Below are 26,794 nucleotides of genomic sequence, written 5' to 3' on the forward strand. Positions count from 1 at the left end.
ATCTAGTATCTGGGCGTTTGTGCAGGTCGGAGGTTTGATCGGGCGCAGCGGGTCAGCAAACGGTCAGCATCGGACGCGGGGCGTCCCGGGTTGATGGCCTGGCGACCTCCTTGGTGGGGGTCTGAAGCAATGCCTGGTTCCGGTCCGGAAGGCGGAGAGGGCTGCACCAGGTTCCCGTGCGCGGGCTGTTCATGGTCAGGCGGGCGGACGGCCACGACCGAGGGCATGTGGCGGTGCCGCCCGGATCGCGGCGGACCTGGCAGTCACAGGCCGCGCTCCTGATTCGCGCTCTGGGGGACCTCCTCGACAGCCCATCCGACTGCCTGTGAAGGCAGATCGGTCCGCGCTGCGTGTCGCCTGCCGGGCAGGCGGTCGCTCAGGGCCGGGCATGCTGCGCTAGGCGAACACCTCGGCCCCCCAGGCGCCGGTTGGCCATCGTGGCAGGGCCTTCGCGGTTGCTGTGCTCTGCTCCTCAGAGCGCTTGCCAGACCTGGGCCAGCGCCGACGTGGTCAGGACCTGGTCCGGACGTCCCTGCCCGACGAGGCGGCCGTCCTGGAGCAGGAGGCAGGTGTGCGCCGCGCGCGCGACCTCCAGGTCGTGCGTCGCCTGGACGACCGTCACGCCGTCGGCGACGAGCGCCGTCAGCAGTGCCCCGATCCGCTCCCTCGCCTCCGGGTCCAGGCCGGTGGTCGGCTCGTCGAGGAGCAGCAGGTCCGACTCCTGCGCCAGACCCTGGGCGATGAGCGCACGTTGACGCTGCCCGCCCGACAGTTCGCCCAGTTGACGTGAGGCGAGGTCGCCGATGCCGAGCCGGTCGAGCGCCGCGTCCACGGTCGCGTGGTCTCGTGCGGTCAGCCGGCGCCACGGCCCGCGCTCGCCCCAGCGCCCCATCTCCACGGTCTGCCGAACGGTGAGCGGGAGGGTGTCGCCGACTGCTCCGCGCTGCGGTACGAAGGCGGGCGGTCGATCGCCGGTGCGGAGGAGATCGCCGGATGTCGGCTTGATCACACCGGCGAGCACACCGAGCAGGGTCGACTTGCCGCTGCCGTTCGGGCCGACCAGCACCGTCGTGGTCAACTCGGTTATTTCCGCACTGACTTGATGGAGTACTGGGCGCCCTGGATAGCCGGCGCACAGCCTCGAGAAGCGGAGGTGAACAGTCCGCTCGAGGGGAGGGGCGGGAGAGGTGCACGGTTTTTTGAACATGGTTTTCATTGTAGTGTCCTGCCTCATGGAGTGGTTGACGGTCCCGTTCGAGGTGACCTTCGTGCAGCGGGCTCTCTGGGGCGGGATGCTCGTGTCCGCGATCTGTGCGCTGGCGGGCACCTGGGTGGTGCTGAGGGGGATGGCCTTCCTCGGTGACGCCATGTCCCACGGGCTGCTTCCGGGCGTCGCGGTGGCCGCGCTCCTCGGGGGGAACCTGATGGTGGGCGCGGTGATCAGTGCCGCCGTCATGACGGCCGGTGTCACCGCGCTCGGCCGTACGCCGAGGCTGTCGCAGGACACCGGCATCGGGCTGCTGTTCGTCGGCATGCTCTCGCTCGGCGTGATCATCGTGTCGCGCTCGCAGTCCTTCGCGGTCGACCTGACCGGCTTTCTCTTCGGTGACGTCCTCGCTGTCAGGCAGCAGGACCTCCTGGTGCTCGCGGCGGCGTTGCTCGCCGCGCTGGTGGTGTCGGTGCTCGGTCACCGTGCCTTCCTGGCCCTGGCGTTCGACTCGCGCAAGGCCCACACCCTGGGGCTGCGCCCGCGCGTGGCCCACGCCGTGCTCCTCGGCCTGCTCGGTCTGGCGATCGTCGCCTCGTTCCACATCGTCGGAACGCTGCTCGTCCTCGGACTGCTCATCGCACCGCCGGCGGCCGCCCTGCCCTGGGCCCGCTCCGTGCGAGGGGTCATGGTGCTCGCCGCCCTGCTCGGCGCCTTGGCCACATTCGGCGGCTTGCTGGTGTCCTGGCATCTGAGCACCGCAGCCGGAGCGACCGTCTCGGCCCTCGCGGTGAGCCTCTTCTTCCTCTCCCACGTCCTGTCCGGGCTGCGTGACCGCCGTACGCCCCACGCCCACGCCCCCGCCCCTGTACTCGAAGTCAACTGAAAGAAGCCAGAGGCGATCGTCATGACCGTCCGCAGAAACGTCTCTCCGTGGGCATCGGCCGCACTGGTGCTCACCGCGCTGCTCACCGCGAGTTGCGCGGGGGAGAAGAGCAACGCTGCACGACCCGCCGCGAGTTCCCCGTCCGCCGTTCCGCACGGGTACGTCGAGGGCGCCCAGGAGGCCGCCGAGCAGCAAGCCCGGCTCCTCCTGAACGACCCCGACAGCGGAAACACCAGGATCCTCGACCTCGTCACCGGCAAGGTGCACAGGACGGCCCAGGTGAAGGGCGCCGTTCGGCTGGGTACGGACGGCAGGTTCGGCTACCTCCAGGCGCCCGGCGGCACGCATGTGCTCGACAGCGGCGCCTGGATGGTGGACCACGGAGATCACGTCCACTACTACAGCGCGGCGACACGCGACGTGGGTGAACTCCCTGCGGGCAGCCGAGCCCAGGTACGCAGCGACACCGCCGTGACCGCGGTGACCGACGAGAACGGCCGCACCGTCCTGTACGACCGCAGCAGGCTGGAGAAGGGGGAGATCACATCTCCCCAGACGCTGCCGGGCACTTACACCGGTGCCGTCGTGCCGTACGAGGAACACCTGCTCGCCTTCGAGAACAAGGGTGGCACCACCGAACTCGTCGTCCTCGACCGCAAGAGCGGGCGCGTCGCCTCCCCGGACGTGACGTGCGAAGAGCCGCGAGGAGACGCCGTCACCCGACGCGGCGTGATCCTCGGCTGCGTCGGCGGCGCCCTGCTCGTCCGGGCGCAGGACGGCGCCTTCACCGCCGAGGAGATCCCCTACGGGCGGGACGTCCCGGCGCAGGAACGAGCCACCGCCTTCCGCCATCGAGTCGGCAGCGACACCCTCACCGCCCCGGCCGGAGACGACGCGGTCTGGGTCCTCGACGTCGCCGAGCGGACCTGGAAGCGGGTGGACACCGGACCGGTCGTCGCGGCCAACACAGCCGGAGAGGGCTCCCCGCTGCTCGTTCTGGAGAACGACGGCTCGGTGCACGGCTATGACATCGCAACCGGAAAGCAGACCGCACGGACCAAGTCGCTGCTGACGGAAGGGAAACGGGCCGGCGCAGGCGGCCGGTCCCCCGTCATCGAGGTCGACCGCAGCCGCGCCTACGTCAACGACCCTGAGGGCAAGAAGGTGTTCGAGATCGACTACAACGACGGACTGCGCATCGCGCGCTCCTTCGACCTGGACGTCAAGCCCGTCCTCATGGCGGAGACCGGACGATGAGCCGAACCCAGGTGAAGCAGCGCGCGAGGGTGGGCATCGCACGCCTGCGGCACCTGATCGCGGGCCTGCTCGCCCTCGTGACAGCCGTGACCGCCACCGCATGCACCACCGGCGATGACCGGCCCAGCATCGTCGTCACGACCAACATCCTCGGCGACGTCACCCGCGAGATCGTCGGCGACGAGGCCGACGTCACCGTCCTGATGAAGCCCAACGCCGACCCGCACTCCTTCGGTCTGTCGGCGGTGCAGGCCGCCGAGCTGGAGCAGGCCGACCTGGTCGTCTGCAACGGCCTGGGTCTGGAGGAGAACGTACTGCGGCACGTGGACGCCGCCCGCGAGTCCGGTGTCGCCACCTTCGCGGCCGGCGAGGCGGCCGACCCGCTCACCTTCCACGCGGCCGACGACGGCGGCCCCGAGGGCGAGAAAGGGCAACCCGACCCGCACTTCTGGACAGACCCCGACCGGATGCGCAAGGTCACCGGCCTGATAGCCGACCAGGTCATCGAGCACGTCGACGGCGTGGAGTCCGGAACGATACGCGCCAACGCCGACCGCTACGCGAAGCAACTCACCGGCCTCACCACCTGGATGGAGAAGTCCTTCGGCCGCGTTCCCTCAGACAAGCGGGCCCTGGTCACCAACCACCACGTCTTCGGCTACCTCGCCGACCGCTTCGGCTTCCAGGTGATCGGAGCGGTCATTCCCAGCGGCACCACGCTGGCCTCTCCCAGCTCCTCGGATCTGCGCTCCCTCACCGAGGCGATGAAGAGAGCAGGCGTACGCACCGTCTTCGCCGACTCCTCCCAGCCCAAGCGGCTCGCCGAGGTACTGCGGACGGAGATGGGCGGCGGTGTTCGCGTCGTCGAGCTCTACTCGGAGTCCCTGACGGCGAAGGGCGAGGGCGCCGACACCTACCTGCGGATGATGCACGCCAACACCACCGCCATGGTCACCGGCCTGACCGGCGACTGACCCTTCGAGCCTCCCGGCACACCGGTCATCGGGCGCCACACGCCATACCTCTCATACCGCCACCGCGCGGTGCAGAAAGGAACACACTGATGAACAAGTCGATACGCGGCAGAGCCCTCACGGGCGCGGCACTGGCCTTGGCGGTCTCCTCGGTTCTGACCGCCTGCGGCGGAGAGGGCTCTTCCTCCACCGATACCAAGTCCGACGGAACCACGAGCGCCACGCCCGCCGTGGCGGTCAAGGATCCGCTGGTCGCCACCTTCGACGGCGGCCTGTACATCCTCGACGGCGAGAGCCTGAAGCTCGCCAAGACCATCGACCTGCCCGGCTTCAACCGGGTCAACCCCGCAGGCGACGAGGACCACGTCGTCGTCTCCACCGACAGTGGATTCCGTGTCCTGGACGCCACCGACCAGACCCTCACCGACATCGAGTACAAGGGCGCCAAGCCTGGCCACGTAGTCCGTCACGCCGGACAGACCGTGCTCTTCACCGACGGCACCGGAGAGGTCAACGTCTTCGATCCCACCGCCCTGAGCACGGGCAAGAAGCCGGAAGGGCGCACCTACACCTCTGCCGAGCCGCATCACGGTGTAGCCATCGAACTGGCCGACGGCAAACTCGTGAGCACCCTGGGTACCGAGGAGAAGCGCACCGGCGCGCTGGTGCTGGACAAGAACAACAAGGAGATCGGGCGCAACGAGGACTGCCCCGGTGTCCACGGCGAGGCCGCCGCCAAGAACGAGGCCATCGGCATCGGCTGCGAGGACGGCATCCTGATCTACAAGGACGGCAAGTTCACCAAGATCGACGCCCTCGACGACTACGGCCGCATCGGCAACCAGGCCGGCAGCGACGCCTCGCCGATCCTGCTGGGTGACTACAAGATCGACCCCGAGGCCGAGCTGGAGCGGCCCACCCGCATCTCGCTCATCGACACCGACAAGAAGAAGCTGCGTCTGGTCGACCTGGGCGTCAGCTACTCCTTCCGTTCGCTGGCTCGCGGCCCGCACGGCGAGGCCCTGGTCCTCGGCACCGACGGCGCCCTCCACGTCATCGACCAGAACACCGGCAAGATCGAGAAGAAGATCCCCGCCGTGGGCAAGTGGCAGGAGCCGCTGGACTGGCAGCAGCCCCGGCCCACCTTGTTCGTCCGCGGGCACGTCGCGTACGTCTCCGAGCCCAGCAAGAAGGTGCTGCACGCGATCGACCTGGAGAAGGGGAAGAAGATCACCTCTGTCACCCTGCCGGAGAGCACCAACGAGTTGTCGGGCGTCGTCGCCGGACACTGACTCCGCCACGTCCCCTCGCCGCCGTGGCCTTCGCGCCGCGGCGGCGAGGGCACACCGCTACCACCCGCGCCGCGGGACCGGACTCGGCAGCCGGCCACGACAGGAGAAGCGGCGTACGGACGTACGTGTGGCGCGGTATCGGGCAACGGGCAACGCCCCTGCGGGCGGCGGCCGTTCCCGCCGCCTGGAGTGTGCCGGCCCGCACAGGCCGTCACCGCCCCACGGGATCGCCGTCGGCACCGTCGTTCCGGACGCGCAGTGTCATGTGGCCGCCGTGATGCAGAGGTGTGGTCAGCCGCGGACGGGTCGCCTCGTTGCCTGTCTCCGCGTCGATGATGTGCACCTCGCCGTGGCCGCCCCGGGTGACGGCGATCCAGTCGGAGCCCGGTGAGGCGGCCACCGCTCGGCGTTGGACGCCTTCCCAAGGGGTGCCACCGCGACGCGGAGCGCCGTCCATGGCCGGCAGGGGACAGCGGCGCACGACGCCGTCGGCGCCGACAAGGATCAGTTCGTCGCCGTCGGGGTGGACACGGGTGAAGGCGGTGTGGCGCCGGGCGAGGGCCAGCCGGAAGACGAGCCCGGGACCGAGGTCCGTGAGTACGGTGCGGCCGGTTGTCAGGTCGTGGTGCCATGCCTGGTTGGTCCATTCCGGCCATCGCAGCGGGTCCGGGTCGCCGCCGCGCAGTGTGGTCCACAGCGCCTGTCGGCGGGTGTCGAGCCGGAGGTACCAGCCCCGCGCCGACGATCCCCAGGGGATGATCGCCTCGGCGGCGAGCGCGTCGCCCTTCCTCCGGGCCCGGTGCACTCCTTCGCTCGTGGCTGCGAACACGCGCTCCGAGCCGGGTGCTTGTGCGTCCCCGTGTCCGTCGTCCGGCAGCGGCAGGAGCGCGTGAGGTGTGACCGGAGGGCAGCCGGGCGGAGCCGCGAGGAGATCCATGAACCGGTGGACCGCCAGCGCACCGGGCTCCCGGTGCCGCAGTACGACCAGCGGGTCGCCTTCGCCCAGGACCGTCACGCCCGGTTCGCCGACGCGCGTGCGTACCCGCGCGGTTTCCCCGGTGGCCAGGTCGAGGACCGTCAGCAGGTCCGTCCACGGTTCGCTGTTCTTGCCGAGGCCGGTGGTGACGGCCAGTCGGTGGCCGGACGGGTCGCAGGCGAGGTGCTCGGCCGGCACGGCGACCGAGATCGCACGCTCCACGAGCTTCTCGGCGAAGGGATCGAGCACCAGCAGTTCCCCGCGACGGTCGTCGACGCAGGCCACCCGCCCTCCCGGGAGTGCCAGGAACCCGGCGTGCTCGGAGAGATGACGGCCGGTGAGGCGTCCTACTGCGGCGCCGTCCGGCACGGTCAGCAGGTGTACGGCTCCGGCCACATGGTCGGAGACGAGCAGGACGGGTGTGGCAGCAGGCATGAGTCCTCCAGAAACCGGTCTAGTGAAAACGATTATCATGTATCTTCGGTGCGTTCCCGGTACCTGAAAAGAAGCGAGGGCATCGATGCTGCGCTCATCGTCGAGATCTGTTCGCAGTTGGATCGCCGCAGCGGCGGTGGGTTCCGTCCTGGTCGGCTGCGGCTCGTCCTCCGAAGAACCCGCGAGCGACAAGGCCAAGCCCGCGGCGAAGACGGAGGTGACCGTCGAACCCATCAAGGCGTCGACGGAGTTGACCGACACCAACGGCGTCAAGGTCTCCTTGAAGAAGGAGCCCGAGCGGATCGTCTGCCTCTTCGCCCTGTGCGACGACATCCTGACGGAACTGGGCATCGTGCCGACGGCCACCAACAGCGCCTTGCTCGCCCACCCGGACTTCCTGGGGGAGGAGAAGGCCAAGGAGATGGACGTCATCCCGGGCGGATTCATCGCCCCCGAGGTGGAAGCGATCCTTTCCCACAAGCCCGATCTCGTGATCGGCCTCGGGGACACCCACGGCAAGCTTGCTCCGGCGCTCAAGGGAGCGACCACGTTCTGGGCCATGCAGCCCGAGACGTGGCAGGACAGCGTGGGCTACCTGCGCGACACCGCCGCGCTCACCGGCCGCACCGCCCAGGGGGAGAAGGCGGAGAAGACCTTCCGGACGAAGCTCGCCGAGGCCGAGAAGGCCCCGAGCGAGAAGACCGCGCTCATCATCTACGGCAGTGACGAGAACTTCGGCGTGGCGACGCCGGAAGGTGACGTGGCCGCCAGCCTGTTCCCCAAGATCGCCGACTACCCGTGGAAGTCCCGCGGTGTGGAGGGCAGCTACAGCCTCGAAGAGATCCTCGCCCAGGACGTCGACGTGCTGTTCGTCGAGACGCTGAGCTTCGGCGACGCGGACGGCAAGCTGTCGGAGAAGCTGGCCGAGAACCCGCTCTGGGGCAAGATCCCGGCCGTGAAGAACGGTGACGTCCACGAGGTGAACTCAGAGGTGTGGGCCAAGGGGCGCGGCACCCGCTCGCTGGGCATCGTCCTCGACGAGGCCACGGCCGCGCTGCGGTGAGGAAGCCCCTCCCGGTGCCCGCCGCGGCCGATCGCGCCGCGGCGGGCGGAGAGCGGCCGTCGCGCGGTGCGCGGAGGTGGCAACCGCTTCTGGTGGTCGTGTTGCTGGCCGTCTCCTCGGTCTGCGCGCTCAGTCTCGGCACCCCCAACGTCCCCCCGTACCGGCTGGTCGCCGCGGTGATGGACGGGGACACCACCCTCGCCGGGATCGTCGTGAGCGAACTCCGCGTGCCCCGCCTGCTGCTGGCGTTGGTCGCCGGAGCCTGTCTGGGGGCGGCCGGACTGGTGCTCCAGGAGGCGCTGCGCAATCCCCTGGCGGTGCCGGAGATGCTGGGCGTGTCGTCCGGGGCCGCGCTCGGGGTGGCCGCGCCGCTGGTGCTGACCCTCTCGCTGCCCGCCGCCGTCCAGCCGCTGCCGGCCATCGGCGGGGCCGCGCTCGGCGGCGGGCTCACCCTGCTCGTCGCCGGGCTCGGCCGCAGTCCGTCCGCGGTGCTGCTGACCGGCGCAGCGGTGGCGGCCGCGCTGCAGGCCGCGCTGCTCGTCCTGATGGTCATGGCCGACCAGCTCGACCTCCAGCTGATCTACCGCTATCTGCTCGGTTCCCTCTCCGCCCGGACGTGGGACGACGTGACGGGCCTGTGGCCGTGGCTGTTCGTCGCCGTGCCCGCCCTCGTGCTGTGCGCGCCGGTGCTGTCGGTGCTGCGGCTGGGAGATGAGGACGCCGAGGCGCTGGGTGTGCGAGCTCAGCGCGCCCGGCTGGCCGCGCTGGCCATCGCCGTGGTGCTGATCGCCCCGGTGACGGCCGTGTGCGGGCCCGTCGCATGGGTGGGGTTCCTCGCCCCACACCTGAGCCGCTGGTTCGATCCCGGGGCCGGAGCGGTGCGCTGGCTCCCATGGTCCGCGGCGTGGGGCGCTGTCGTCGTGGTGGTCGCCGATGTCCCGGCCAGACTGGCGCTGGCACCCGTGGAGACGCCTGCCGGTGCTTGGACGGCCCTGCTGGGGGTGCCGACCGGCGTCGCGCTGATGCGGTCGGGTGGCCGCCGCCGTGCGGTCCGGCGCGAACCGCTGCCCGGACCGCGGAAGACGGCTTCCGGTCCGGCGGACGAAGTCCCTCACGCCAGGGCATCGCATCACCTTCGCCGGGACGACCCCGGGTGCGGCGGGCCCGGCGATACCTCCTCGCCACCTCTCAGGAAAACCAGTGCGGAGGACGTACGGTGACCCGGCGTTTCACGGCGCTCGCGGCACTGGCCGTCGTCTGCGCCGGAGTGGAAGTGGTGGCCGGGCGCGGCATGTCCCCCGGTGTGGTCTGGGACGTCCTCAACGGGGGCGGTGACGCGACGGAACGCCACATCCTGTTCCAACTGCGCCTGCCGAGGCTGCTGGTGGCCCTCGGCGCGGGCGCCTGCCTGGCCGTGGCAGGGCTGGTCCTGCAGTCTGCCCTGCGTAATCCCCTGGCCGGGCCGGAGGTGACGGGCGTGACCCCGGGGGCGGTGCTCGGTGCCGTCACCGCGACCGCCCTGGGACTCGCCGGGTGGGATTCGCCCCTGGCCGTGGTCCTCGCCGCGTGCACGGGTGGGTGTGCCGGAGCGGCGCTCCTGTGGCTGCTCGCCGGCCGCGGGCGCGGTGATCCCGCGCAGACCGCCGTGCACGGGGTGCTGGTGTCGGCGGTGCTCGGCGGGCTCACCGCCATGGTGCTGCTGGTGGAGCCGGGTGAACTCGGCAGCGTGGTGCAGTGGCTGGTGGGCACCACGGAGGGCCGGGTGTGGCAGCACTGGCACCTGCTGTGGCCCTGGGCGCTCGTCTGGGGGGTCGCGGCCTGGCTGCTGGCCGGGCCGTTGACCCTGCTGCGCTGCGGGGACGACATCGCCCTGGCCGCCGGCCTGGCCGCCCGCCGGGCCCGGACCCTGGCCCTGCTGTGCGCGGTGGCGCTGACGGCGGGCGCGGTGGCAGCCGTCGGGGCGCTGGGCTTCATCGGGTTGCTCGTCCCGCATCTGGCTGTGGCCGTCTTCGGCGCGGACCTGCGCCGGAGCCTTCCCGGCGCCGCCCTGACGGGCGCGGTCGTGGTGTGCGGGGCGGACGCGGCCGCGCAGCTGTCCTCACGGCTGGTGGCGGCGGTGCTCGACTCGGGACGGCTCACGCTGCCGGTCGGGGCGCTCACCGCGTGCCTCGGCGCCGCGTTGCTGCTGGTCGTCGTGCGCCGCACGCCGAGCCGTACGTTCTGACGTCGAATTGAGGACAGAGCATGACCGAGTCCGTGGGGATCCACGTCGAGGGGGTCCACTTCGGCTACCCCGGACGACCCGTGCTGCGGGGCGTCGACCTGACCGTCCGGCCGGGCGAACTGACCGCCCTCATCGGCCTGAACGGCTGCGGCAAGTCGACCCTGCTGCGGCTGGCCGCCGGGCTGCTGCAACCGGATGAGGGGAGCGTTCGGCTCGGTGGGGACGACCTCGCCCGGCTCTCGAGGCGCGCCACGGCCCGGAGAGTGGCGCTGCTGCACCAGTCCGCTCCGGCCGTCCCGGGCATGACGGTGAGTCACCTCGTCCGGCAGGGGCGCTACGCGGCACGCGGCCCGCTGGGCATGCTGCGCGAGGGCGACGACCCCGTCGTGCACCGGGCGCTGAAGGACGTCGGGGTGGAGGACTGGGCCGACCGCGACGTCGACGCGCTGTCCGGGGGCGAGCGGCAGCGGGTGCGGCTCGCGATGGCGCTCGCCCAGGACACGCGCGTGCTGCTGCTCGACGAGCCGACCACCTACCTGGATTTGCACCACCAGCTCGACGTGCTGCAGACCGTGGTGCGCCTGCGCGAGGAACGCGGGCTCACCGTGGTGATGGTGCTGCACGACCTGGCCCACGCGGCCCGGTTCGCCGAACGCGTCGTCGCCCTGCGCGACGGCCGTGTGGTGGCCGACGGAACGCCGAAGGAGGTCGTGACACCGGGGTTGCTGGCGGACGTGCTGAAGGTGGCCGGCCGGGTCGGCCGGGACCCCGAGGGGGGCTGGCCGGTGTGTTACCCAGATCACCCTCTCTCCGCTCTGGAATATGAAAATCAGATTCATTAGATTGTGGTCACGGCGCTCATCCGAACGCCGTATCTCCCTGCTGATGAAGGAGAGTTCATGGACAACGAGCAGGTCTTCGCGCCGATCGCCGACCCGGGACAGCTGGCTCACGACTCGGCCTCCCACTCCAACGCGCTCGTCGAGAACCCCTTCGAGGACACCGAGGAGTAAGCAAGGGCCTCACCGCCCTCGACCGTGGGCCCGCCCGATGCCTTCCGGGCGGGCCCACGCCCGTCCCAGGTCCCGCCGACAGGAGGAACGCCGTGTCCCGCAGCCGACTAGTCCCCGGTGCCGAGGTCGTCGCTGTGCCCGGGCGAGGGCTCGCCGTCCGCACCCCGGAAGGGGAGTTCTTCAGCGTCAGGACAGCAGACGCGGACGAGGACGCCCTGCTCTCCCTTCTCACGGGCGGGACCACAGCCCCGGTGGACGGGGGACTGGAGCGCGTGGTGCGGGCGTTCGAGGCGGCCGGCTATCTGGCGGAAGGGCCGCGGCACTCGCCGTGGCCCGCCGCTCGCCGGGACATCCGGATCCTCGGCGACCCGGTGCTGACCGAACCGCTCGCCGTGCAACTGGCCGCCCTGGGCGCGCGGCCGCGCACCTCTTCGGCCGTGACCGCCTCCGACAGATCACCGGTGGGTATCGAGGACCTGCTCGACGGAAACCCCTCCGCGGTCGTGTGGTGCCTGGACGGGCCCGTGCCGGACGGGTTGTGGGACGCCGCCGACCGTTTGCCCGAGCACGGTGTCGCGTGGCTGCGCTGCCACCGCGAGGGCTGGCAGGCGTATGTCGAGCCGGTGGCCGCCGCTCCTGGAGACGTCACCTCGGCGCACGTCCGGTCCCGTCGGCTCGCCGCCACGCCCGCTCACCGCGAACTGGCCGCGTACTGGAGCGGACCGCGTACCTCCGGTGCACCGGTCCGGCTCGCCGTGCCCGCCGCAACGCTGCTCACGGCACTGCTCTCGGACGATCTCAGCCGGTGGGCCACCGACGCCCCCGCTGCGGCCGGCCTCCCGGCGCGGCGCCGCCTCCGACGGGTGGACCTGCGCACGCTGACCGTCACCGAGCACCCCGTCCTCCCGGTGCCCGACGTCGCACCGATGCCGAAGAAGGACGGATGACGGCGTTCAGTACGGCTGTGGGGGAACTCGCCACGGACGTCCGACTCCCGGCCGGCGACGGCCCCTTTCCGGCCGTCCTGGTGCGCACCCCTTACGACCGGACCCGGCACAGTGCCGAGGCGCGCGGCTGGGCCCGCCGCGGGTTCGCCGCCGTTGTCCAGGACGTACGGGGCCGGTTCGCGTCGCTGGGGGAGTGGCACCCGTACGCGGACGAGGCCGCCGACGGAGCGGCGACCGTGCGCTGGATCCGGCGGCAGCCTTGGAGCGACGGACGGCTGGTGGCCGTCGGAGCCTCATACGCGGCCCACTGTGCCCTCGTCCTCGCCCTCGACGTGCCCGAGGACGTCCGGCCCGATGCCGTCATCGCGGCCGTGCCCGCCCTCGGGTCCGCGGAGACCGCGCGCGAGGCGTCCGGAGTGGAGAGGCTGCTGTCCCGCGCCGGATGGTGGGCCGCCCACGGTGACCGGCGAGACTCCGACGAGAGCGCGCTGGACAAGGCCCTCTCCGCTGACCCGGGACTGCTCACCCACCTGCCACTGAGCGCCCTCCCCGAGCGGCTGGGCCGCGGCCTGCCCTCCTGGGCGGGCCTGTGGCGGCACCGCGACCGCGGCCGTCTCGTATCGCGGGCGGCGCACGCCGCCGTGCCCCTGCTCGCGGTGGGCGGCCACCATGACCACTTCACCGAGGAGACCGTCGCGCTGTGGCATTCCTGGGGCGGACCCTCGGCCCGGATGCTGCTGGGCCCCTGGAGGCACGGTCTCGTCACCGCGCCCGGTCCCGACTCCGGCCCGGCCCACCGGCTGAACCTCGGCGAGCTGTACGTGCGCTGGGCCCGCCGCGCCCTGACCGGCGAACTCGCCCCCGGCCACCATGGCGCGCAGGGGCTGGGCGGCGCCGACCTGTGGCTGTCCGCCCGCACCGAGGGCGAACCGCGCACACCACGCACGCGACTGTTGCACGGCTCCGTCTTCACCGCCGACTCCGGCAGGCCCGTCCGTTCTGACGACCTGACCGTCCCCACCGACGGCCCGCCCGACCGCTGCCTGCTGGTCACGCCGCCGCTCCCGCGTCCGCTCGACGTGGTCGGCCCCGTGAGCGTGCACCTGCGGGCCACGGCTCACAGCCCGTCCGCCGACTGGGCCGCCCGGCTCGTCGCGCTCACGCCGGAAGGGAGCGCCGAGCGGCTCGCCGTCGGCGTCGTCCGGCATGCCGAACCGGCCGGTAGTGAGGCCGAGTTCACTGTCGGCCTCGGCCGGGTCGCGCGTCGGCTGCGGGCCGGCACTCGGCTGCGCCTGGAGATCGCCGGGCACCATTTCCCGGCCCACGCCCGCAACCCCCACACCGGGGAAGACCCCGTGACGGCTTTGGCCGGCTGCACGCCTCCCGACGGGAGGTCGATGCGGACAGCGTGGTGCTGAGACTGCCCGTGCTCCCGTCCCGCCCCACCCCCGTCGACCCCTGCCGAGGAGATTCTGAGATGACGACGCTGCCGCTGGAAGCACTCGTCGACCCCGTCTGCGGCATCGTCCGCAAGGTCAAGCCCGTCGAACACCCCGCGGGCGCCCCACCCCGCTACACCGCGCTCACGGCCGAGATATCCGACGCCCGCAGACACGGCCTGTGGCCCGCCGACCGCGTCTCCTCGGCACCACCTTCGGCGACCCCGAGCAAGCCGCGTCGCCGCGATAGCCGAGGGGTAGAGCGGTACTGCGGCAACCGCGTGCCGCCCCCGGCCACCCCCGACGCCCCCGTGCGCGCCACCGCCGCCGAACTGACCGAGAAGGGCCTGCGGCTCTACGGCCCCGGCGACCTGCCCACGTACGCCGACTGGCAGTACGCCCGCGAGAAGTTCCCCTACCGACCCCTCACCCCCAGACCCCGGCCCTGTGGACGCGCGGAACCGAGCAGCTGCCCGGCGGACGGACGGCGGAGGTCTGGGCGCCCGTCGCGCTCACCCACCTCAACTGGCGCCAGGGCGCATTGCGCGAGCTGCCCCGCACCCATCACCTCAACTACGCGGGCATCGCCACCGGACAGGGCCTCGACGACGCCGTCGAACGCGGCCTGCTGGAGATCGTCGAACGCGACGCCCTGGAACTGTGGTGGCATCTGGACGGCCCGACCCGGGGCATCGACCCGGCGAGCGTGCCCGGCCTCGCCGACGACCTCGCCGGCTCCGCGCTCGACGTCCACATCGTGGAGATGCGCTCGGAGTTCGCCCCCTGCATGGCCGCGCTCGTGCACGACCCGCGCCTCGGACTGTACGCCGCCGGGTTCGCCTGCAAGTACGACCCGGCCGAGGCCGCCCGCAAGGCCGTCCTGGAAGCCGTCCACACCTGGGTCTTCACCCAGGGCCTGACCGACTCCGACGGCTGGGTGTTCCAGGCCGTCGAGGCCGGGCTGCTGGCGCGCGGGCTGTACCTGGAGCACCGGGCCGACGGCCGCTATCTCGATGTGTGCGGCGAGCAGTTCGAGCACGTGCGGGACCTGGGTGCGCACGTGCAGGTGTGGCTGGACGAACGGATGGCGGCCGAGGCCCGGCGCTTCACCGCGCCCGCGCTCGGGACCGTGTCCGTCGACGCGGTCGAGCCCGGCAGCCGGGAGCGGCTGGAGAGCACGCTGCGCGCAGGCGGTCACCGCGTCATGACCTTCGACCTCACCACCGAGGACGTGACCGAGACATCGCTGCGCGTCGCCCGGGTCCTCGTCTCCGGGCTCCTGCCCAACGCCCCCGCCGCCTTCGGCTACTTCGGCTGTCCGCGCCTCGCCGAGGCCGCCGTCGCGCGCGGATGGCGCACGACCGCGCCGAGCGCGCCGGAGGACTTCACGCTGGCGCCTCCGCCGCACATGTGAGGGCCGCCGTGGAAGACCTCCGCGAGGACCGCCCTGTGGAACTCGCCGCCGCCCTCGCCCGCGCCCGCTCCCCGGAGCGTCCCGGCCCCGACACGCCCGCCGGGACAGCCGTCCGGCCCTGGCCGGGGCCGCCGCTTCCGATTCCGGAGGCAGGCCCGGCGGACCTCGATCTGCAGGCCCTGCTGCGTCTGTCCCTGGCGGCCTCGGACGCCTCCGGACGCCTCAGGCCCGCGCCCTCCGCGGGTGCGCTGCACCCGGTGGACGCCGAACTGGTCGTGGGCGCCGGCTGCTCCCTGCCGCCCGGCCGCTACGGCTACGACCCGCTGCGCCACCGCGTCCACCGCGTTGGTCTGCCTTCCGACGACACGCCGCCAGGCGTGACGGCCGAACTCTCCGTCACCGCACGGCGCACGGCCTCCCACTACGGCCACCGAGCCTGGCCCCTTCTGTTGCTGGACACCGGGCACGCCGCCGCGGCGCTGTTCCTGGCGGCCCGCGCGCTGGGCGCGGGCGAGCCCGAGGCACGGCTGGACGGACTCACCGAGAATCCCTTGGCCGTCGTGCGCATCCCGCCGCCCGACGGGCGGAGCCCGATGCACCCGGCAGACAGTCCCCACGTCCCGGAACCGTCCGGGGGTACGCCCACCCCGGCCGAACTGCTGGCTCGCCGCAGTACCCCACCGCCGTTGCCGGGCGCCCCCTCCCACGGCGCACTGCGGGCAGTCCTGGCCACCGCCGAACGGGCCGGCAACGGCGACCTGTTGCGCTGGTGCGCCGCGGTCGGCCCGCCCCGACCCGGCCTCATGGAACTGGCACCCGACGGCACGACCCTGCGGCGGTACGCGGCAGGGGAGGCCCGCCAGACGCTCGCCGCCTGGGCCGCGGGTCAGGCGTGGATCGCGGACGCGGGCGCCGTTCTGCTCGGCCACGGCTGCCCCACGGACGCCGACGCCGCACACATCCGCCGCGCCCACCTGCGGGCCGGCTTCGCCGTCCACCTGGCCCAGGTCACCGCCCGACGCCACGGGCTGGCGGCCCGGCCCGTCGGCTCCTGGCAGCAGGCGGACCTCGGGGCCGCCCTCGGAGCCGCGCCGGACCGGGACTGGGTCGTCCACGCCCTGGCCCTCGGCATCCGTCACGCCGACGAGGAGAACACCACGTGATCGTCCACCCCGAGCTGCGCCGCGCTGCCCGGCGCGCACGGCGCCCCCTGCTCACGGCCACCCTCCTGCAGGGCGCCGTCACCCTCACCCACCTGGCACAGGCCGCACTGCTGGCCCTCGCCCTCGCCGGCCTGGCCCGCGGAGACACCGGCCGGCTCCCGTGGCTGCTGGCCGCCGTGCTCGCCGTCGTCACCGCCCGCGCCGGTCTCACCCTGTGGCAGCGACGCACCGCCACCCGTGCCGGAGCCCGGGTCAGGGTCGCCGTGCGGGACGAACTCCTGGCCCACCTGGGCCGGCTGGGGCCCGCTCACCTGACCACCGCACGCGCCGGAGCCGTCCGCACCACCCTCGTCGACGGGGTGGAGGGCGTCGACGCCTACGTCTCCCGCTACCTGCCCCAGCTCCTGATCACCCTCACCGTGCCGCCCCTCGTCCTGGCGGCCCTGGCCGTGGTCGAGCCGTGGGCCCTGCTCGGCCTCGTCCCCGCCCTGCTCCTCGCCCTGGCCGGGCCGCGCGCCTGGGACCGGCTCCTCGCCGCCCGCGGCAAGGAGCACTGGGACACCTACGAAGGCCTGGGCGCCGACTACCTGGAGGCGCTCCAGGGCATGCCGGCGCTGCGTGCCGCCGGTGCGGTCGGCCGTACCCGTTCGCGCCTGGAGGAGCGGTCCGCGGCGCTGCACCGGGCGACCGTCGCCAAACTGCGGGTGTCCCTGGTCGACACCGGCATCACCGACCTCGCCATCCAGGGCGGCACCGCCGCCGCAGCCCTCCTGGCGTGCTGGTCGGCCGTCAGCGGATCCACCACGGCGACCGGCACGTATCTGGTGCTGCTGCTGGCCTCGGAGTGCTTCCGCCCCGTCCGCGACCTCGCCCGCGAGTGGCACGCCGGATACCTCGGAGTCTCGGCCGCCGACGGGCTCGCGGCCCTGCGCACGACCGAGCCGGCGGTCCCCGACACCGGAACGGCCCCCGCGCCCCGGCAAGCGCCGCCCGAACTGCGCTTCCAGCACGTGCGGTTCGCCTACGACGGCGCGCCGTCCCCGGCCCTGGACGGCGTCTCGTTCACCGCGCAGGCGGGACGGACGACCGCGATCGTCGGCCCGTCCGGCGCGGGCAAATCCACCCTGCTGGCCCTGCTCCTGCGCCACCACGACCCGCAGGAGGGCCGGATCACCCTCGACGGGCGCCCCACGATCGAGTACGCGCTCGACTCGCTGCGGCAGGGCATCGCCGTCGTCTCGCAGGAGACGTACCTCTTCCACGCCACCATCGCCGACAACCTGCGCCTGGCCCGGCCGGACGCGACGGACGACGACCTGACCCGGGCGGCGCGCGTCGCCGGTGTCCATGACGAGATCGCCGCCCTCCCCGACGGTTACGCCACCGTCCTCGGCGAGCGCGGCGCCACCCTTTCCGGCGGCCAGCGTCAGAGGCTCGCCCTCGCGCGAGCCCTGCTGGCCGACGCCCCGGTCCTCGTCCTCGACGAGGCCACGAGCGCCGTCGACGAACGCCGGGAGGCGGACATCGTCCGGGAACTGCTGAACGCCGCGAGCGGCCGGACCGTCCTGGTGGTGGCCCACCGGCTGGCCGCCGTCCGACACGCCGACCGCATCGTCGTCCTCGACCAAGGACGGGTGGACGCCGTGGGTGAGCACCCCGACCTGGTCGAGGCCGACGGCGTCTACGCGCGGCTCGTCGAGGCCGGCCGCGCCAACCGAGGAGAACGCGCCGCATGAGCACCGCTGCCACCACTGGCACCGCCACCACCGCTGCGGACGAACCCGCGCGAGGCGCACTGCGGGCCCTCCTCCCCGCCCTCGCCGCGCACCGCGCCATGACAGCTCGCACCTGTGCCGCCGCGCTCCTCGAACAGGGCTCCCTCGTCGCGCTGCTCACCCTGGCCGCGCACACCGTGGGCACCGCCGTCATCGAAGGGCGCGCCCCCTCGGCCGGCACCGTCACCGCGCTCGTCGCACTGGTCCTGGTACGCGCCCTGATGACCTGGCGGGAGATGGACCTCTCGCACGACCTGGCCTACCGGGTGCTGGCCGTACTGCGGGTGCGCGTCTTCGACGGACTCGCCCGCAGCGCGCCCGCCCGCGTCGCGGGACGGCGCAGCGGCGACCTCGCCGCCACGGCCATGGCCGACGTGGAGGCCCTGGAGTTCTTCTACGCCCACACCACAGCCCAACTGCTGGCGGCAGGAACGGTCTTCACCGGTGGTTCCATGGTCCTTGCCACGGTGGAGCCGTGGCTGCTGGCGGCCGTGCTGCCGGTCGCGGCCCTGCTCGCCGCTGCGCCCTTCGCGGACGCCCGCGCGCGCACGGCACGCGGCGGCCGCACCCGGACGGCCGTGGCCGGGCTGTCGGCCGACACGGTGGAGGCCGTCGACGGGCTGCGCGAACTGCTCGCCTTCGGCGCTCTGACCGAACGCCGCCGCAAGCTTTCGGAGCGGGGGTGGCAGGTGGGTGACGCCCAACGTGCCGAGGCCACCTGGGAGGCCGTCGCCGCCGCGGTCCGCGACCTCCTCATCGTGGCCGCGGTCCTCGGCGTGGTCGCCGCGGCGGCGCAGTCGGTGACCTCCGGCCGGCTGCACGGCGCCTGGGCCCCGGCTGCGATGGCCCTGGCCCTTTCCGTCCTCGGCCCGGTCGCGGAGTCGGCCCGCGCTCTCAGCCAGGCCGTGGTCCTGCGCGCCGCTGCCTCCCGCGTCAACGCTGCCGTCAAGGCCCCCGCTCTCGCCCGCCGCCCGCCGCCCCCGCGCCCTGCCGCCCGGACCGCTGGGCGTACGGCTGCACCGGCTGAGGTTCGACTACGGAGGACGGCCCGTGCTGGACGGCGTCGATCTGACCGTCCCTCCGGGCCGGACACTCGCCCTGGTCGGCGCCTCCGGCGCCGGCAAGTCGACCTGCGCCCACCTGTTGGCCCGCTTCTGGGACCCCTCCGCCGGTGCGGTCCAGTTGCTGCCCGCCTACGGCGACTCCGTGGACGTGCGTGAGGTGAGCGATGCGGAACTGCGGCGTGCGGTGGTGCTGGTGGGACAGGACACGCCCCTCTTCCACGGCTCCCTCGCCGAGAACCTGCGGCTCGCCGCACCCGAGGCGGACGACCAGGCGCTGGCCGAAGCGGCCCGGTTGTGCGGTGTCGACCGGATAGCCCCGATGGACACCCTCGTCGGCGAGCGCGGCGCCACGCTCTCCGGCGGTCAGCGGGCCCGCATCGCCATGGCCCGCGCGCTGCTGGTCCGGCCGAGGGTCCTCGTCCTCGACGAGTCCACCGCCCACCTGGACAACGCCGGCGACGCCCAACTCGCCACCGCGCTGCAGGAGGAGGGACGCACCACGATCGTCATCGCCCACCGCCCGGCCACCATCCGCCGTGCCGACCGCATCGCCGTCCTCGAGGAGGGCCGCATCGCGGAAGTGGGGACCTGGGAGGAACTCACGAGCCGCCCCGGCAGCGCGCTCAACCGCATCCTCACCACCACCCCTTCCTGAGCACGGGCGTTTGCCCCGAGACCCGGGCCGGTGAGGCTTAGGGCCGGGTATACCTGGAAACGACTACTCCCGAACGATCGTCGCGCCGACGGTCGACCCGCACCGGGAGGGGTCTCACGTGGATGCGCCCTTGTATCTGAGGCCCAGGGTGGAGCCGCCGCTCGGCGCACTGCTGACGGACCGGCCCTTCCTGCACTCGCTCGTCGACGCGCTGGGGTCGCCGCTCAACGTGCTGCTCCCCGAGGCCGTGGCCGAGAACGCCGCCCGCTTCCGTGCCGTCTACAGCCGCCACCATCTGACCGGGCGGGTGTACTTCGCGCACAAGGCGAACCGGTCCAGTGCCCTGCTGCGGCGACTGGCGGCGGAGGACCCGGTCGCCGTCGGCGTCGATGTCGCCTCTCTGGAAGAGCTGAGGCACGCACTGGGCTGTGGGTTCACCGGCGACCGCATCATGGCCACCGGTCCCAAGGACGCCGCGTTCCTCTGGCTGGCGGCGCGCGTGGGAGCGACGGTCAATCTGGACTCGCCCGGGGAACTGGAACGGCTCTGCGGGCTGGTGCGCGCGCACGGGCTCGGCCGGGTGGCCGTGCTGGCGCGCCTGTCGGGGTTCGAGTCCGCCGCCGGCCACGGGGGAGCGGGCACCCGGCTGCTCTCCCGGCGCAGCCGCTTCGGCACCCCGGTACGGGACAGGGAGGCGCTCCTGTCGGCGCTCGAACGCAACGCTGACACCGCGGAGTTCGTCGGCGCCGCCTACCACCTCGACACCACCGGCGTGGAGGAGAAGGCACGGGCCCTGGAGCAGTGCGTGCTGTTCCTGGATGAGTGCCGGGCACGGGGACTGGCGCCGCGCGCCCTCGACATCGGCGGCGGATTCGGCGTCGGATACGTCGCCGAGGCGCAGGAGTGGGAGCGCTGGACCACCGCGCTGACCGAGGCGGTGCTCGGCGTACGCCCGCCGTTGACCTGGCGCGGTCATGGATACGGGCTGCGCAACGAGGGCGGCACGGTGCGCGGGAACGCCGCGCTGTACCCCGCCCACCGCCCCACCGCCGGCCCCGGCTACCTCGACGAACTGCTCTCACTGCCCGCTCCGGTGCTGGGCCGGTCGTCCGCCAACCTTCTGCTGGAACACCTCCACGACCTGTACATCGAACCCGGTCGCGCCCTGGTCGACCAGTGCGGACTGTCGCTGGCCCGGGTGCTGGACGTACGTCCCGCGGACACGGACTCCGGGCAGTACCTGGTGCACCTCGGCATGAACGCGGGAGACATGAGCCTCGAGGAGCACGGAGTCCTCGTGGACCCCGTCCTGCTGCCGCACGGCGAGGCCGCGGCCGGTGACGAGGAACCGGTCGGCGTCTACCTCACCGGCAACCTCTGCCTGGAAGGCGATCTCATCACCCGCCGCCTGGTCTTCCTGCCCCGGCTGCCGCAAGCGGGGGACCTGCTGGCCTTCGCCAACACCGCCGGCTACGCCATGGACTTCCACGCCCATCACGCGCAGCGGCAACCCGTCGGGCGGACGGTCGCGGTGGAGCGGCGGGGCGACTCCTGGCGCTGGTGTCCTGACGAGGACTACTGGCCGATCACACCCTTGGGGGGAACAACCGGATGAGGTACGACAGCATCACCGAGGCCATAGGCAACACGCCTCTGGTGCGTATCGATCCCGCCGTGCACGGGCTGCGCAACATCGACCTCTACGCCAAGCTGGAGATGCTCAACCCGTTCGGGTCCGTCAAGGACCGGCCCGCGTGGCACATGGCCCGGCCCCAACTGGAGGCTGCCACCGACGGTGACGGCACGGTCGTGGAGCTCTCCAGCGGCAACACGGCCAAGGCACTGGCCCTGCTGGCCGGTATGCACGGAGTGAGGTTCAAGAGCGTCACCAACCGCATGCGCGTACCCGAGATCAAGGAACTCCTCCTGCTCATCGGTGCCGAGATCGAGGAACTTCCCGGGCGCAGCGAGTGCCTCGATCCGACCGACACGGACGACCCGCTCACGCACTTCCACCGGGCGCTCTCCGACCCGGGGAGCACGTACCTGCACACCGACCAGTACTTCAACCCCCGCAACGTCGAGGCCCACGCGGCAGGCACCGGACCCGAGATAGTGAAGGACCTGGACGGCCGGGTGCCGGACTGGTTCGTCGCCTGCGTCGGCACAGCTGGTTCGTCGACCGGTGTCGCCCGGGTCCTGCGCGAGCACGACCCGCGCGTGCGGGTCCTCGGCCTGGTCGCCCACAAGTCGGACTTCATACCGGGCATCCGCACCATCGACGAGGTCCACCAGGTCGGCCTGTTCGACCCGGCGACGTACGACACCATCGAGTCGGTCACCTCGGACGAGGCCATCGACGGGATGCTCACCCTGATCCGCCGCTGCGGACTGCTGAGCGGACCGACCGGCGGCGCCGCCTACCAAGGAGCGGTGCGGCAACTGCGGTACGCCGACGCCGAACTGGACGGAACGGGGCAGCGCCGGACGGCGGTGTTCATCGTGTGCGACCGGGCCGAGAGCTACCTCAGCTATGTGCGTCAGCGACGCCCGGAACTCCTGGGCCGGACGGACCGGGGGCACTCCGCGGCGGCCGTCACCGACGCCGAAGCCCGTGCGGAGGCCCGCGTCATCGACGTGGACGACGCGCGGCGCTGGTCCGCCGGGGGTGACCCCCGGCCACTCGTCGTCGACCTGCGCAGCCCGCACGCCTATGCCGCCCTGCACATCGAGGGCTCGGTCAACATCGTCGACGAGGTGTTCGAGGACCTGCTCCGCGGCGGGCTCCCCTTCAGCAAGCGCACTCCCGTGCTGCTCGCCTGTCCCGTCGGGGAGAAGTCACTGCGCTACGCCGCCGCACTGACCCGGATGGGCCACCCGGACGTCCGCAGTCTGGCCGGCGGGATCGTCGCCTGGCGGGACGCGGGCGCACCGCTGGTGCGCGAATGAGCCCGGCGCGCCCGCTTCCCGCCCTGGAGCCCGAGAACCCGCTCTGGCAACGGGAGATGAGGGAACAGTTCCCCATCGTCACCGCGCATCCGGAGCTGGCATACCTCGACAGTGCGGCTACGTCACAGAAGCCACGTGCCGTACTGGAGGCCGTCCAGACCTATCTCACGACGTCGAACGCCAACGCCGGCCGCGGCACCTACCCCTGGGCCAACCGGACCACGGAACTGGTGGAATCGACGCGGGAGCGGGTCAAGGAGTTCCTCCACGACCCCGAACCGGGCCGCTCCGGCGTCCACTTCACCAGCGGCACCACCGAAGGGCTGCGTACCGTCGCCCGCGACTGGCTCGTTTCGTACCTCGTGGACGGGGACGAGATCCTCGTGCCGTACGCCGACCACCAGGCCAATCTCGACCCCTGGCTCGAGGCCGGCCGGCTGCTGGCCGAGCGCGGTGTCGAGGTCCGCGTACGAGCCCTGCCGTACCAGGCGGTCTCCGGTGACTACGACCACCGGGCCCTGGCCGAGGCCGTGGGCCCGCGTACCCGCTTCGTTGCCGCCACCCACGTCCACCACGTGTACGGCGGCGACATGAACGTGCACCGCATCCGCGCGGCGGTCGGGCCGGATGTCCCGATCTGCCTGGACGCGGCGCAGAGCGTCGGCCACGTGCCCGTCCACCTCGACGATCCGTCTCTGGACGTGGACTTCGTGGTCTTCTCGGGGCACAAGGCGATGGCTCTGCCCGGCTCGGGGGCGGTCTGGGCGCGTAACGCGCGAGGGCCGGTGTTCCGGCCGGGCGGCTGGCAGGGTACGCCCAACACGGCGGGCATCGCCTCCCTGCGGGCCGCGCTCGACTGGCTCGACGCGGCCGGAGTCGAGCGGATCGCGCGCTGGACTACCACGCTCACCACCCGGCTGACGGACCGGCTCGGGTGCCTCGGCCCGTACGAGGTCCTGGGCTGTCCGGCGAGCCTGGCTGCTGACTCCGCCCTCCCCGTCGCCCAGCGCCGCCACGGCATCGTCACCTTCCGGCACAGCGACATCCCGTCCGACGACCTCGGGTTCATCCTTTTCAGCCACGGTTTCATGGTGCGAGCCGACAGCCTCTGCCAAGCCGGCGCCGACGCCCGGGACGCTTCGGTGCGTGTGAGCCTGCACGTGTACAACACGGTGGAGGAGATCGACCGCCTGCTGACCGTCCTCACGTCGTTGGCATGAAACGCAACTGACAATCGTTTCCAGATGTAGATTGGTTCCCACCCGTGGACGGACGAGAGACGGATGGGGTGACGCAGGGGATGGGCGTGAGTATGGCGACCGCCAGGGTGTGGGTGGAGCGCTGGGAACGGCAACAGGAGCGGTACGCGGTGGACCGCGAGGAGCGGTTCACGGTGATCGGGGATGTTCTCGAGCACACCACAGCCGACCACGACCGCCCCCTCCTGCTCGATCTCGGGTGCGGGCCCGGCTCCCTGGCTGCCAGGCTTGCCGGCCGTTTCCCGGACGCGGAGATCGTCGCCACCGACATGGACCCCGTGCTGCTCGAACTGGGCAGGACCCACCACGCCGACGCCGCCCGCTACGTCGACACCGTCATCGGCGAGGAAGGCTGGGTCGAGACCCTCGGACTGGAACGCCCCCTGGACGCCGCCGTCTCCACGACCGCGCTGCACTACCTGCCGGAGCCGGCGCTGCTGCGCACATACCGCGCTCTCGCGTCCCTGCTTCGCCCCGGCGGTGTCCTCGTCAACGGAGACCACTTCCCGCCGGACGTGGTGACGTGCTCGGAGCTCACCGCCCATGTGGGCCGTCGCAGAACGGAGCGTGCGGGCGGCAGCTCACGGGAGGACTGGCGGTCCTGGTGGGACGCCGCGGCCCGGGAACCCGAACTGGCCGACCTGCTTGCGGAACGCCGACGGCGTCACGCCGACCACGCGGGGAGCGGAGGCGACGAGCAGGTCACGGTAGGCCGCCACGCCGCACTGCTGCGCCAGGCGGGCTTCGCTCATGTCATGCCTGTCTGGCAGTTCGGTGACAGCGCCGTACTGGTCGCGGTCATGGACCACCGGCGCGGAGCCCGGCCTCCCGTCGGGGCTCGGCAGCGGGAGGCGACCGCTTCAGAGAGCCAGACTCATGAGGATCTCGTCCCGGTCGTCACCGGGCGCCACCCGTAGCGCGCCCGGCCACCGGCCGACCTCGGTCCACCCCGCCTTGCGGTAGAACTCCTCCAACCCCAGCCCGGACCGCACGGCGAGCTGCAGCCGCTCCAGACTCATGTCGTCGCGCTCGACGCCTTGGGCGCCGCATCAGCGCGGCGCCCACACCCATGCCACGGAAGCGCACAGGTGTCTGGACATGGTTCACCACGCCGCAGTGCGCCACGAGAGGGTGCTGGTCGCGGCGCAGCAGCAGCCAGCCCGCGAGCGCGCCGTCCACGGTCGCCAGGAGGAGTCTGCTGCGCTCCGGGGACAGTCCACGTGCGATCCTCTCGACCGCAGGCCGGAGCGCCGGGGAGTGAAGGTCTGATGGCCAAGAAGAGCAAGGTCGCGCAGAACGAGAAGCGCAAGGCGACCGTCGAGCGGTACGCGGCCCGACGGGCGGAGCTGAAGGAGATCATTCGCCGACCGTCCTCCACCGACGACGAGCGCCGGGCCGCAGTGGTGGAACTGCGGCGCCAGCCCCGCAACGCCAGTGCGACCCGGGTGCGCAACCGGGACGGCGTGGACGGGCGGCCACGGGGCCACCTGCGGAAGTTCGGCCTCTCGCGTGTCCGCATGCGTGAACAGGCCCATGCCGGATTCCTTCCCGGCGTCACGAAGTCGTCCTGGTAACCCTGGCGCTCTTGCAGTAGACGGAGTCTGTGGCCGTGACTCGCCGGAGTTGAGGTCAGAGCCCCGCCCGGCGCCTGCCGTCCTCTCTGTGTCTCCGAGTCCTCTTGCGGGTTCTCCAGGCCAAGCGCCGGCCCAGGCCCCACGGGGGCGCCGGGTCGCAGGGCGGGGAAGCCGCCGTGACGGGGCTTCGGGCCGTAGATCTCAGCCCCGGCAGTATCGGCCCAGCATCTGAAGAGGCGTCCCCGCCCGCCCATGCGGAACTCGCACGCCCCGGTTCGTCGCTCGTGCGGCGGCGGGCCGGGGCGAGTGCAGCAGGTCCGCGACTGTCGTGGTGTCAGGGCAGGCGCAGGAGGTTGAGCCGGTAGCCGTCTGCTTGAGGGAGCCGCTGCGCAGCGAGCACGGACAGCATCTCCTGGTAGGGAGCCGGTAGTTCGTCGACGAGAGGGTGGGGGAGGCTCGTGAGTGTGTGCGACGCCAGTACGTGGACGCCGGGCCGCCAGGCGTCCAGCCCGGTCAGGTCGGGGCAGCACCAGTGCATCCGGGCCGCGACCTTGCTGAGGGCGTCGTGCTCTTCCTGGGTGTCGAAGAAGCCGGGACCGGCGGTGTCGAGTGCCAGCAGCGAACCTGGGAAGCGGTCGGAGAGCAGATCGACGACTCGACGGACATCGGACTCGTACAGGTAGGGCAGCACGGCCTCCGCCACGAGCAGGTACGGGCCGTCGGTCCGGGAGGCCACCTCGGCGGCCCATGCCTCGTCCGTCACCGACGCCGCGACCATCGTCCGCCGGGGTGTGTCCGCGAAGAAGGCCCTGCGCAGGTCGATCACGTCGGGAAGGTCGAGGTCGAACCACCTGACCCGACCGTTGTCGAGACGTTCGTAGCGAGTGTTCAGTCCGGTGCCGATCTCGACGACGGTCGCGTCGGGATGTGCGGCGAGGAAGTCCGCGACCCACCGGTCGAACAGGACGGTGCGCAACATCGCACCGGTGAGGCTGGGCAGGCCGTCGAAGCGTGCGAAGTCGTAGTCGATTCCGGCGACGATCTCCTCGGCCCGGGCGTCACGCAGCAGGGGAAACTCCTTGCGGTTCTCCATCGCCCGTGCGTACAGCGGGATGAGGAGGGTCTCCTGGACGGTCCCCAGTCGGGGCTGCTTCCTGTCCATGAATGGCCTCCCTGGTGCAGATGGTGTACCGGGCCGGACGGTGCCGTGGCTGCGACCACCGCCCGG

Annotated in this window: 23 protein-coding genes and 2 pseudogenes; 21 read left to right on the forward strand and 4 right to left on the reverse strand. The window is 72.3% G+C overall.

The genetic code is table 11. The annotated features are described in order from the left end of the window. Positions 1-472 precede the first annotated feature (472 nt). Positions 473-1,216 carry a zinc ABC transporter ATP-binding protein AztA gene (gene aztA, locus E4N62_RS39530; RefSeq protein WP_374117189.1) on the reverse strand — a complete coding sequence of 248 codons (744 nt, stop codon included), beginning with the start codon at positions 1,214-1,216 and terminating at the stop codon, positions 473-475. Between the two features lie 16 nt (positions 1,217-1,232). Here aztA and aztB point away from each other — a divergent pair, with 16 nt between their 5' ends. From aztB to aztD, 4 genes are all read left to right on the forward strand, one after another. Then, the gene (gene aztB / locus E4N62_RS39535; RefSeq protein WP_230222453.1) at positions 1,233-2,093 is read left to right on the forward strand and encodes a zinc ABC transporter permease AztB; all 861 of its coding nucleotides are present in this window, start codon (positions 1,233-1,235) and stop codon (positions 2,091-2,093) included. Between the two features lie 21 nt (positions 2,094-2,114). Further along, complete coding sequence (locus E4N62_RS39540; RefSeq protein WP_230222456.1) at positions 2,115-3,350, forward strand: hypothetical protein; 1,236 nt, start codon at positions 2,115-2,117, stop codon at positions 3,348-3,350. Further along, the gene (aztC, locus tag E4N62_RS39545) at positions 3,347-4,324 is read left to right on the forward strand and encodes a zinc ABC transporter substrate-binding protein AztC (RefSeq protein WP_230222458.1); all 978 of its coding nucleotides are present in this window, start codon (positions 3,347-3,349) and stop codon (positions 4,322-4,324) included. Before E4N62_RS39540 ends, aztC begins: the two co-directional genes overlap by 4 nt. A gap of 89 nt (positions 4,325-4,413) precedes the next feature. Further along, a complete protein-coding gene (gene aztD, locus E4N62_RS39550) occupies positions 4,414-5,616 on the forward strand; it encodes a zinc metallochaperone AztD (protein WP_230222460.1) in 1,203 nt (400 codons plus the stop codon). A gap of 211 nt (positions 5,617-5,827) precedes the next feature. Here the strand turns inward: aztD and E4N62_RS39555 are convergent, their stop codons facing one another. Continuing rightward, positions 5,828-7,027 carry a hypothetical protein gene (locus E4N62_RS39555; protein WP_230222462.1) on the reverse strand — a complete coding sequence of 400 codons (1,200 nt, stop codon included), beginning with the start codon at positions 7,025-7,027 and terminating at the stop codon, positions 5,828-5,830. Between the two features lie 85 nt (positions 7,028-7,112). Here E4N62_RS39555 and E4N62_RS39560 point away from each other — a divergent pair, with 85 nt between their 5' ends. From E4N62_RS39560 to E4N62_RS39625, 16 genes and pseudogenes are all read left to right on the forward strand, one after another. Continuing rightward, entirely contained in the window at positions 7,113-8,090 is a 978-nt protein-coding gene (locus E4N62_RS39560; RefSeq protein WP_230222464.1) for an ABC transporter substrate-binding protein, read from the forward strand. Between the two features lie 92 nt (positions 8,091-8,182). Then, a complete protein-coding gene (locus E4N62_RS39565; RefSeq protein WP_230222466.1) occupies positions 8,183-9,310 on the forward strand; it encodes an iron ABC transporter permease in 1,128 nt (375 codons plus the stop codon). Then, complete coding sequence (locus E4N62_RS39570) at positions 9,307-10,314, forward strand: iron ABC transporter permease (RefSeq protein WP_230222469.1); 1,008 nt, start codon at positions 9,307-9,309, stop codon at positions 10,312-10,314. The genes E4N62_RS39565 and E4N62_RS39570 overlap by 4 nt, the downstream gene beginning before the upstream one ends. Before the next feature lie 20 nt (positions 10,315-10,334). Further along, positions 10,335-11,156: an ABC transporter ATP-binding protein gene (locus tag E4N62_RS39575; RefSeq protein ID WP_230222471.1), complete on the forward strand. Its 822-nt coding sequence runs from the start codon at positions 10,335-10,337 to the stop codon at positions 11,154-11,156. A 57-nt stretch (positions 11,157-11,213) separates the two neighbouring features. Then, positions 11,214-11,327 (forward strand): streptamidine family RiPP, encoded by a 114-nt coding sequence (gene amiA / locus E4N62_RS48355; protein ID WP_241270818.1) that lies wholly within the window; start codon positions 11,214-11,216, stop codon positions 11,325-11,327. 92 nt (positions 11,328-11,419) lie between these two features. Beyond that, positions 11,420-12,274 (forward strand): hypothetical protein, encoded by an 855-nt coding sequence (locus E4N62_RS39580; protein ID WP_230222473.1) that lies wholly within the window; start codon positions 11,420-11,422, stop codon positions 12,272-12,274. Continuing rightward, entirely contained in the window at positions 12,271-13,692 is a 1,422-nt protein-coding gene (locus E4N62_RS39585; RefSeq protein ID WP_308186127.1) for a CocE/NonD family hydrolase, read from the forward strand. The genes E4N62_RS39580 and E4N62_RS39585 overlap by 4 nt, the downstream gene beginning before the upstream one ends. A 409-nt stretch (positions 13,693-14,101) precedes the next feature. After that, positions 14,102-15,127, forward strand: a complete 1,026-nt coding sequence (locus tag E4N62_RS39590) for a YcaO-like family protein (protein ID WP_230222887.1) — start codon at positions 14,102-14,104, stop codon at positions 15,125-15,127. A gap of 8 nt (positions 15,128-15,135) precedes the next feature. Then, positions 15,136-16,290 (forward strand): SagB/ThcOx family dehydrogenase, encoded by a 1,155-nt coding sequence (locus tag E4N62_RS39595; protein WP_230222475.1) that lies wholly within the window; start codon positions 15,136-15,138, stop codon positions 16,288-16,290. After that, entirely contained in the window at positions 16,287-18,026 is a 1,740-nt protein-coding gene (locus E4N62_RS39600) for an ABC transporter ATP-binding protein/permease (protein WP_230222477.1), read from the forward strand. Before E4N62_RS39595 ends, E4N62_RS39600 begins: the two co-directional genes overlap by 4 nt. Before the next feature lie 260 nt (positions 18,027-18,286). Continuing rightward, positions 18,287-18,823: pseudogene (locus E4N62_RS49880) on the forward strand (ABC transporter transmembrane domain-containing protein); the annotation flags it as partial. A gap of 292 nt (positions 18,824-19,115) precedes the next feature. Next, the gene (locus tag E4N62_RS49885; RefSeq protein WP_374117190.1) at positions 19,116-19,784 is read left to right on the forward strand and encodes an ATP-binding cassette domain-containing protein; all 669 of its coding nucleotides are present in this window, start codon (positions 19,116-19,118) and stop codon (positions 19,782-19,784) included. Positions 19,785-19,902: 118 nt separating this feature from the next. After that, positions 19,903-21,399, forward strand: a complete 1,497-nt coding sequence (locus E4N62_RS39610) for a Y4yA family PLP-dependent enzyme (protein ID WP_230222479.1) — start codon at positions 19,903-19,905, stop codon at positions 21,397-21,399. Further along, entirely contained in the window at positions 21,396-22,733 is a 1,338-nt protein-coding gene (locus tag E4N62_RS39615; RefSeq protein WP_230222481.1) for a pyridoxal-phosphate dependent enzyme, read from the forward strand. The genes E4N62_RS39610 and E4N62_RS39615 overlap by 4 nt, the downstream gene beginning before the upstream one ends. Beyond that, positions 22,730-23,953: an aminotransferase class V-fold PLP-dependent enzyme gene (locus E4N62_RS39620; protein ID WP_230222483.1), complete on the forward strand. Its 1,224-nt coding sequence runs from the start codon at positions 22,730-22,732 to the stop codon at positions 23,951-23,953. Before E4N62_RS39615 ends, E4N62_RS39620 begins: the two co-directional genes overlap by 4 nt. 80 nt (positions 23,954-24,033) lie before the next feature. Further along, positions 24,034-24,909 (forward strand): trans-aconitate 2-methyltransferase, encoded by an 876-nt coding sequence (locus E4N62_RS39625; RefSeq protein ID WP_230222485.1) that lies wholly within the window; start codon positions 24,034-24,036, stop codon positions 24,907-24,909. Here the strand turns inward: E4N62_RS39625 and E4N62_RS39630 are convergent. Continuing rightward, a pseudogene (locus E4N62_RS39630) lies at positions 24,853-25,231 on the reverse strand (N-acetyltransferase family protein); the annotation flags it as partial. The gene E4N62_RS39625 and the pseudogene E4N62_RS39630 overlap by 57 nt on opposite strands. Positions 25,232-25,260: 29 nt before the next feature. Here E4N62_RS39630 and rpsN point away from each other — a divergent pair. Next, positions 25,261-25,566 (forward strand): 30S ribosomal protein S14, encoded by a 306-nt coding sequence (gene rpsN, locus E4N62_RS39635; RefSeq protein WP_230222487.1) that lies wholly within the window; start codon positions 25,261-25,263, stop codon positions 25,564-25,566. Between the two features lie 334 nt (positions 25,567-25,900). Here rpsN and E4N62_RS39640 read toward each other — a convergent pair whose 3' ends face one another. After that, positions 25,901-26,728 carry a class I SAM-dependent methyltransferase gene (locus E4N62_RS39640; protein ID WP_230222489.1) on the reverse strand — a complete coding sequence of 276 codons (828 nt, stop codon included), beginning with the start codon at positions 26,726-26,728 and terminating at the stop codon, positions 25,901-25,903. Positions 26,729-26,794 lie beyond the last annotated feature (66 nt).

The organism is Streptomyces sp. MNU76, from assembly GCF_020982545.1.
Lineage (GTDB): Bacteria > Actinomycetota > Actinomycetes > Streptomycetales > Streptomycetaceae > Streptomyces.

Excerpts from the sequence above, each read along its gene's own strand:
- E4N62_RS39615 (WP_230222481.1), top strand. The coding sequence starts at position 21,396 with ATGAGGTACGACAGCATCACCGAGGCCATAGGCAACACGCCTCTGGTG.
- aztD (WP_230222460.1), top strand. The coding sequence starts at position 4,414 with ATGAACAAGTCGATACGCGGCAGAGCCCTCACGGGCGCGGCACTGGCC.
- E4N62_RS39585 (WP_308186127.1), top strand. The coding sequence starts at position 12,271 with ATGACGGCGTTCAGTACGGCTGTGGGGGAACTCGCCACGGACGTCCGA.
- rpsN (WP_230222487.1), top strand. The coding sequence starts at position 25,261 with ATGGCCAAGAAGAGCAAGGTCGCGCAGAACGAGAAGCGCAAGGCGACC.
- E4N62_RS39575 (WP_230222471.1), top strand. The coding sequence starts at position 10,335 with ATGACCGAGTCCGTGGGGATCCACGTCGAGGGGGTCCACTTCGGCTAC.
- E4N62_RS39560 (WP_230222464.1), top strand. The coding sequence starts at position 7,113 with ATGCTGCGCTCATCGTCGAGATCTGTTCGCAGTTGGATCGCCGCAGCG.
- amiA (WP_241270818.1), top strand. The coding sequence starts at position 11,214 with ATGGACAACGAGCAGGTCTTCGCGCCGATCGCCGACCCGGGACAGCTG.
- E4N62_RS39640 (WP_230222489.1), bottom strand. The coding sequence starts at position 26,728 with ATGGACAGGAAGCAGCCCCGACTGGGGACCGTCCAGGAGACCCTCCTC.
- E4N62_RS39625 (WP_230222485.1), top strand. The coding sequence starts at position 24,034 with ATGGGCGTGAGTATGGCGACCGCCAGGGTGTGGGTGGAGCGCTGGGAA.
- E4N62_RS39620 (WP_230222483.1), top strand. The coding sequence starts at position 22,730 with ATGAGCCCGGCGCGCCCGCTTCCCGCCCTGGAGCCCGAGAACCCGCTC.
- E4N62_RS39555 (WP_230222462.1), bottom strand. The coding sequence starts at position 7,027 with ATGCCTGCTGCCACACCCGTCCTGCTCGTCTCCGACCATGTGGCCGGA.
- aztB (WP_230222453.1), top strand. The coding sequence starts at position 1,233 with ATGGAGTGGTTGACGGTCCCGTTCGAGGTGACCTTCGTGCAGCGGGCT.
- aztC (WP_230222458.1), top strand. The coding sequence starts at position 3,347 with ATGAGCCGAACCCAGGTGAAGCAGCGCGCGAGGGTGGGCATCGCACGC.
- aztA (WP_374117189.1), bottom strand. The coding sequence starts at position 1,216 with ATGAAAACCATGTTCAAAAAACCGTGCACCTCTCCCGCCCCTCCCCTC.
- E4N62_RS39540 (WP_230222456.1), top strand. The coding sequence starts at position 2,115 with ATGACCGTCCGCAGAAACGTCTCTCCGTGGGCATCGGCCGCACTGGTG.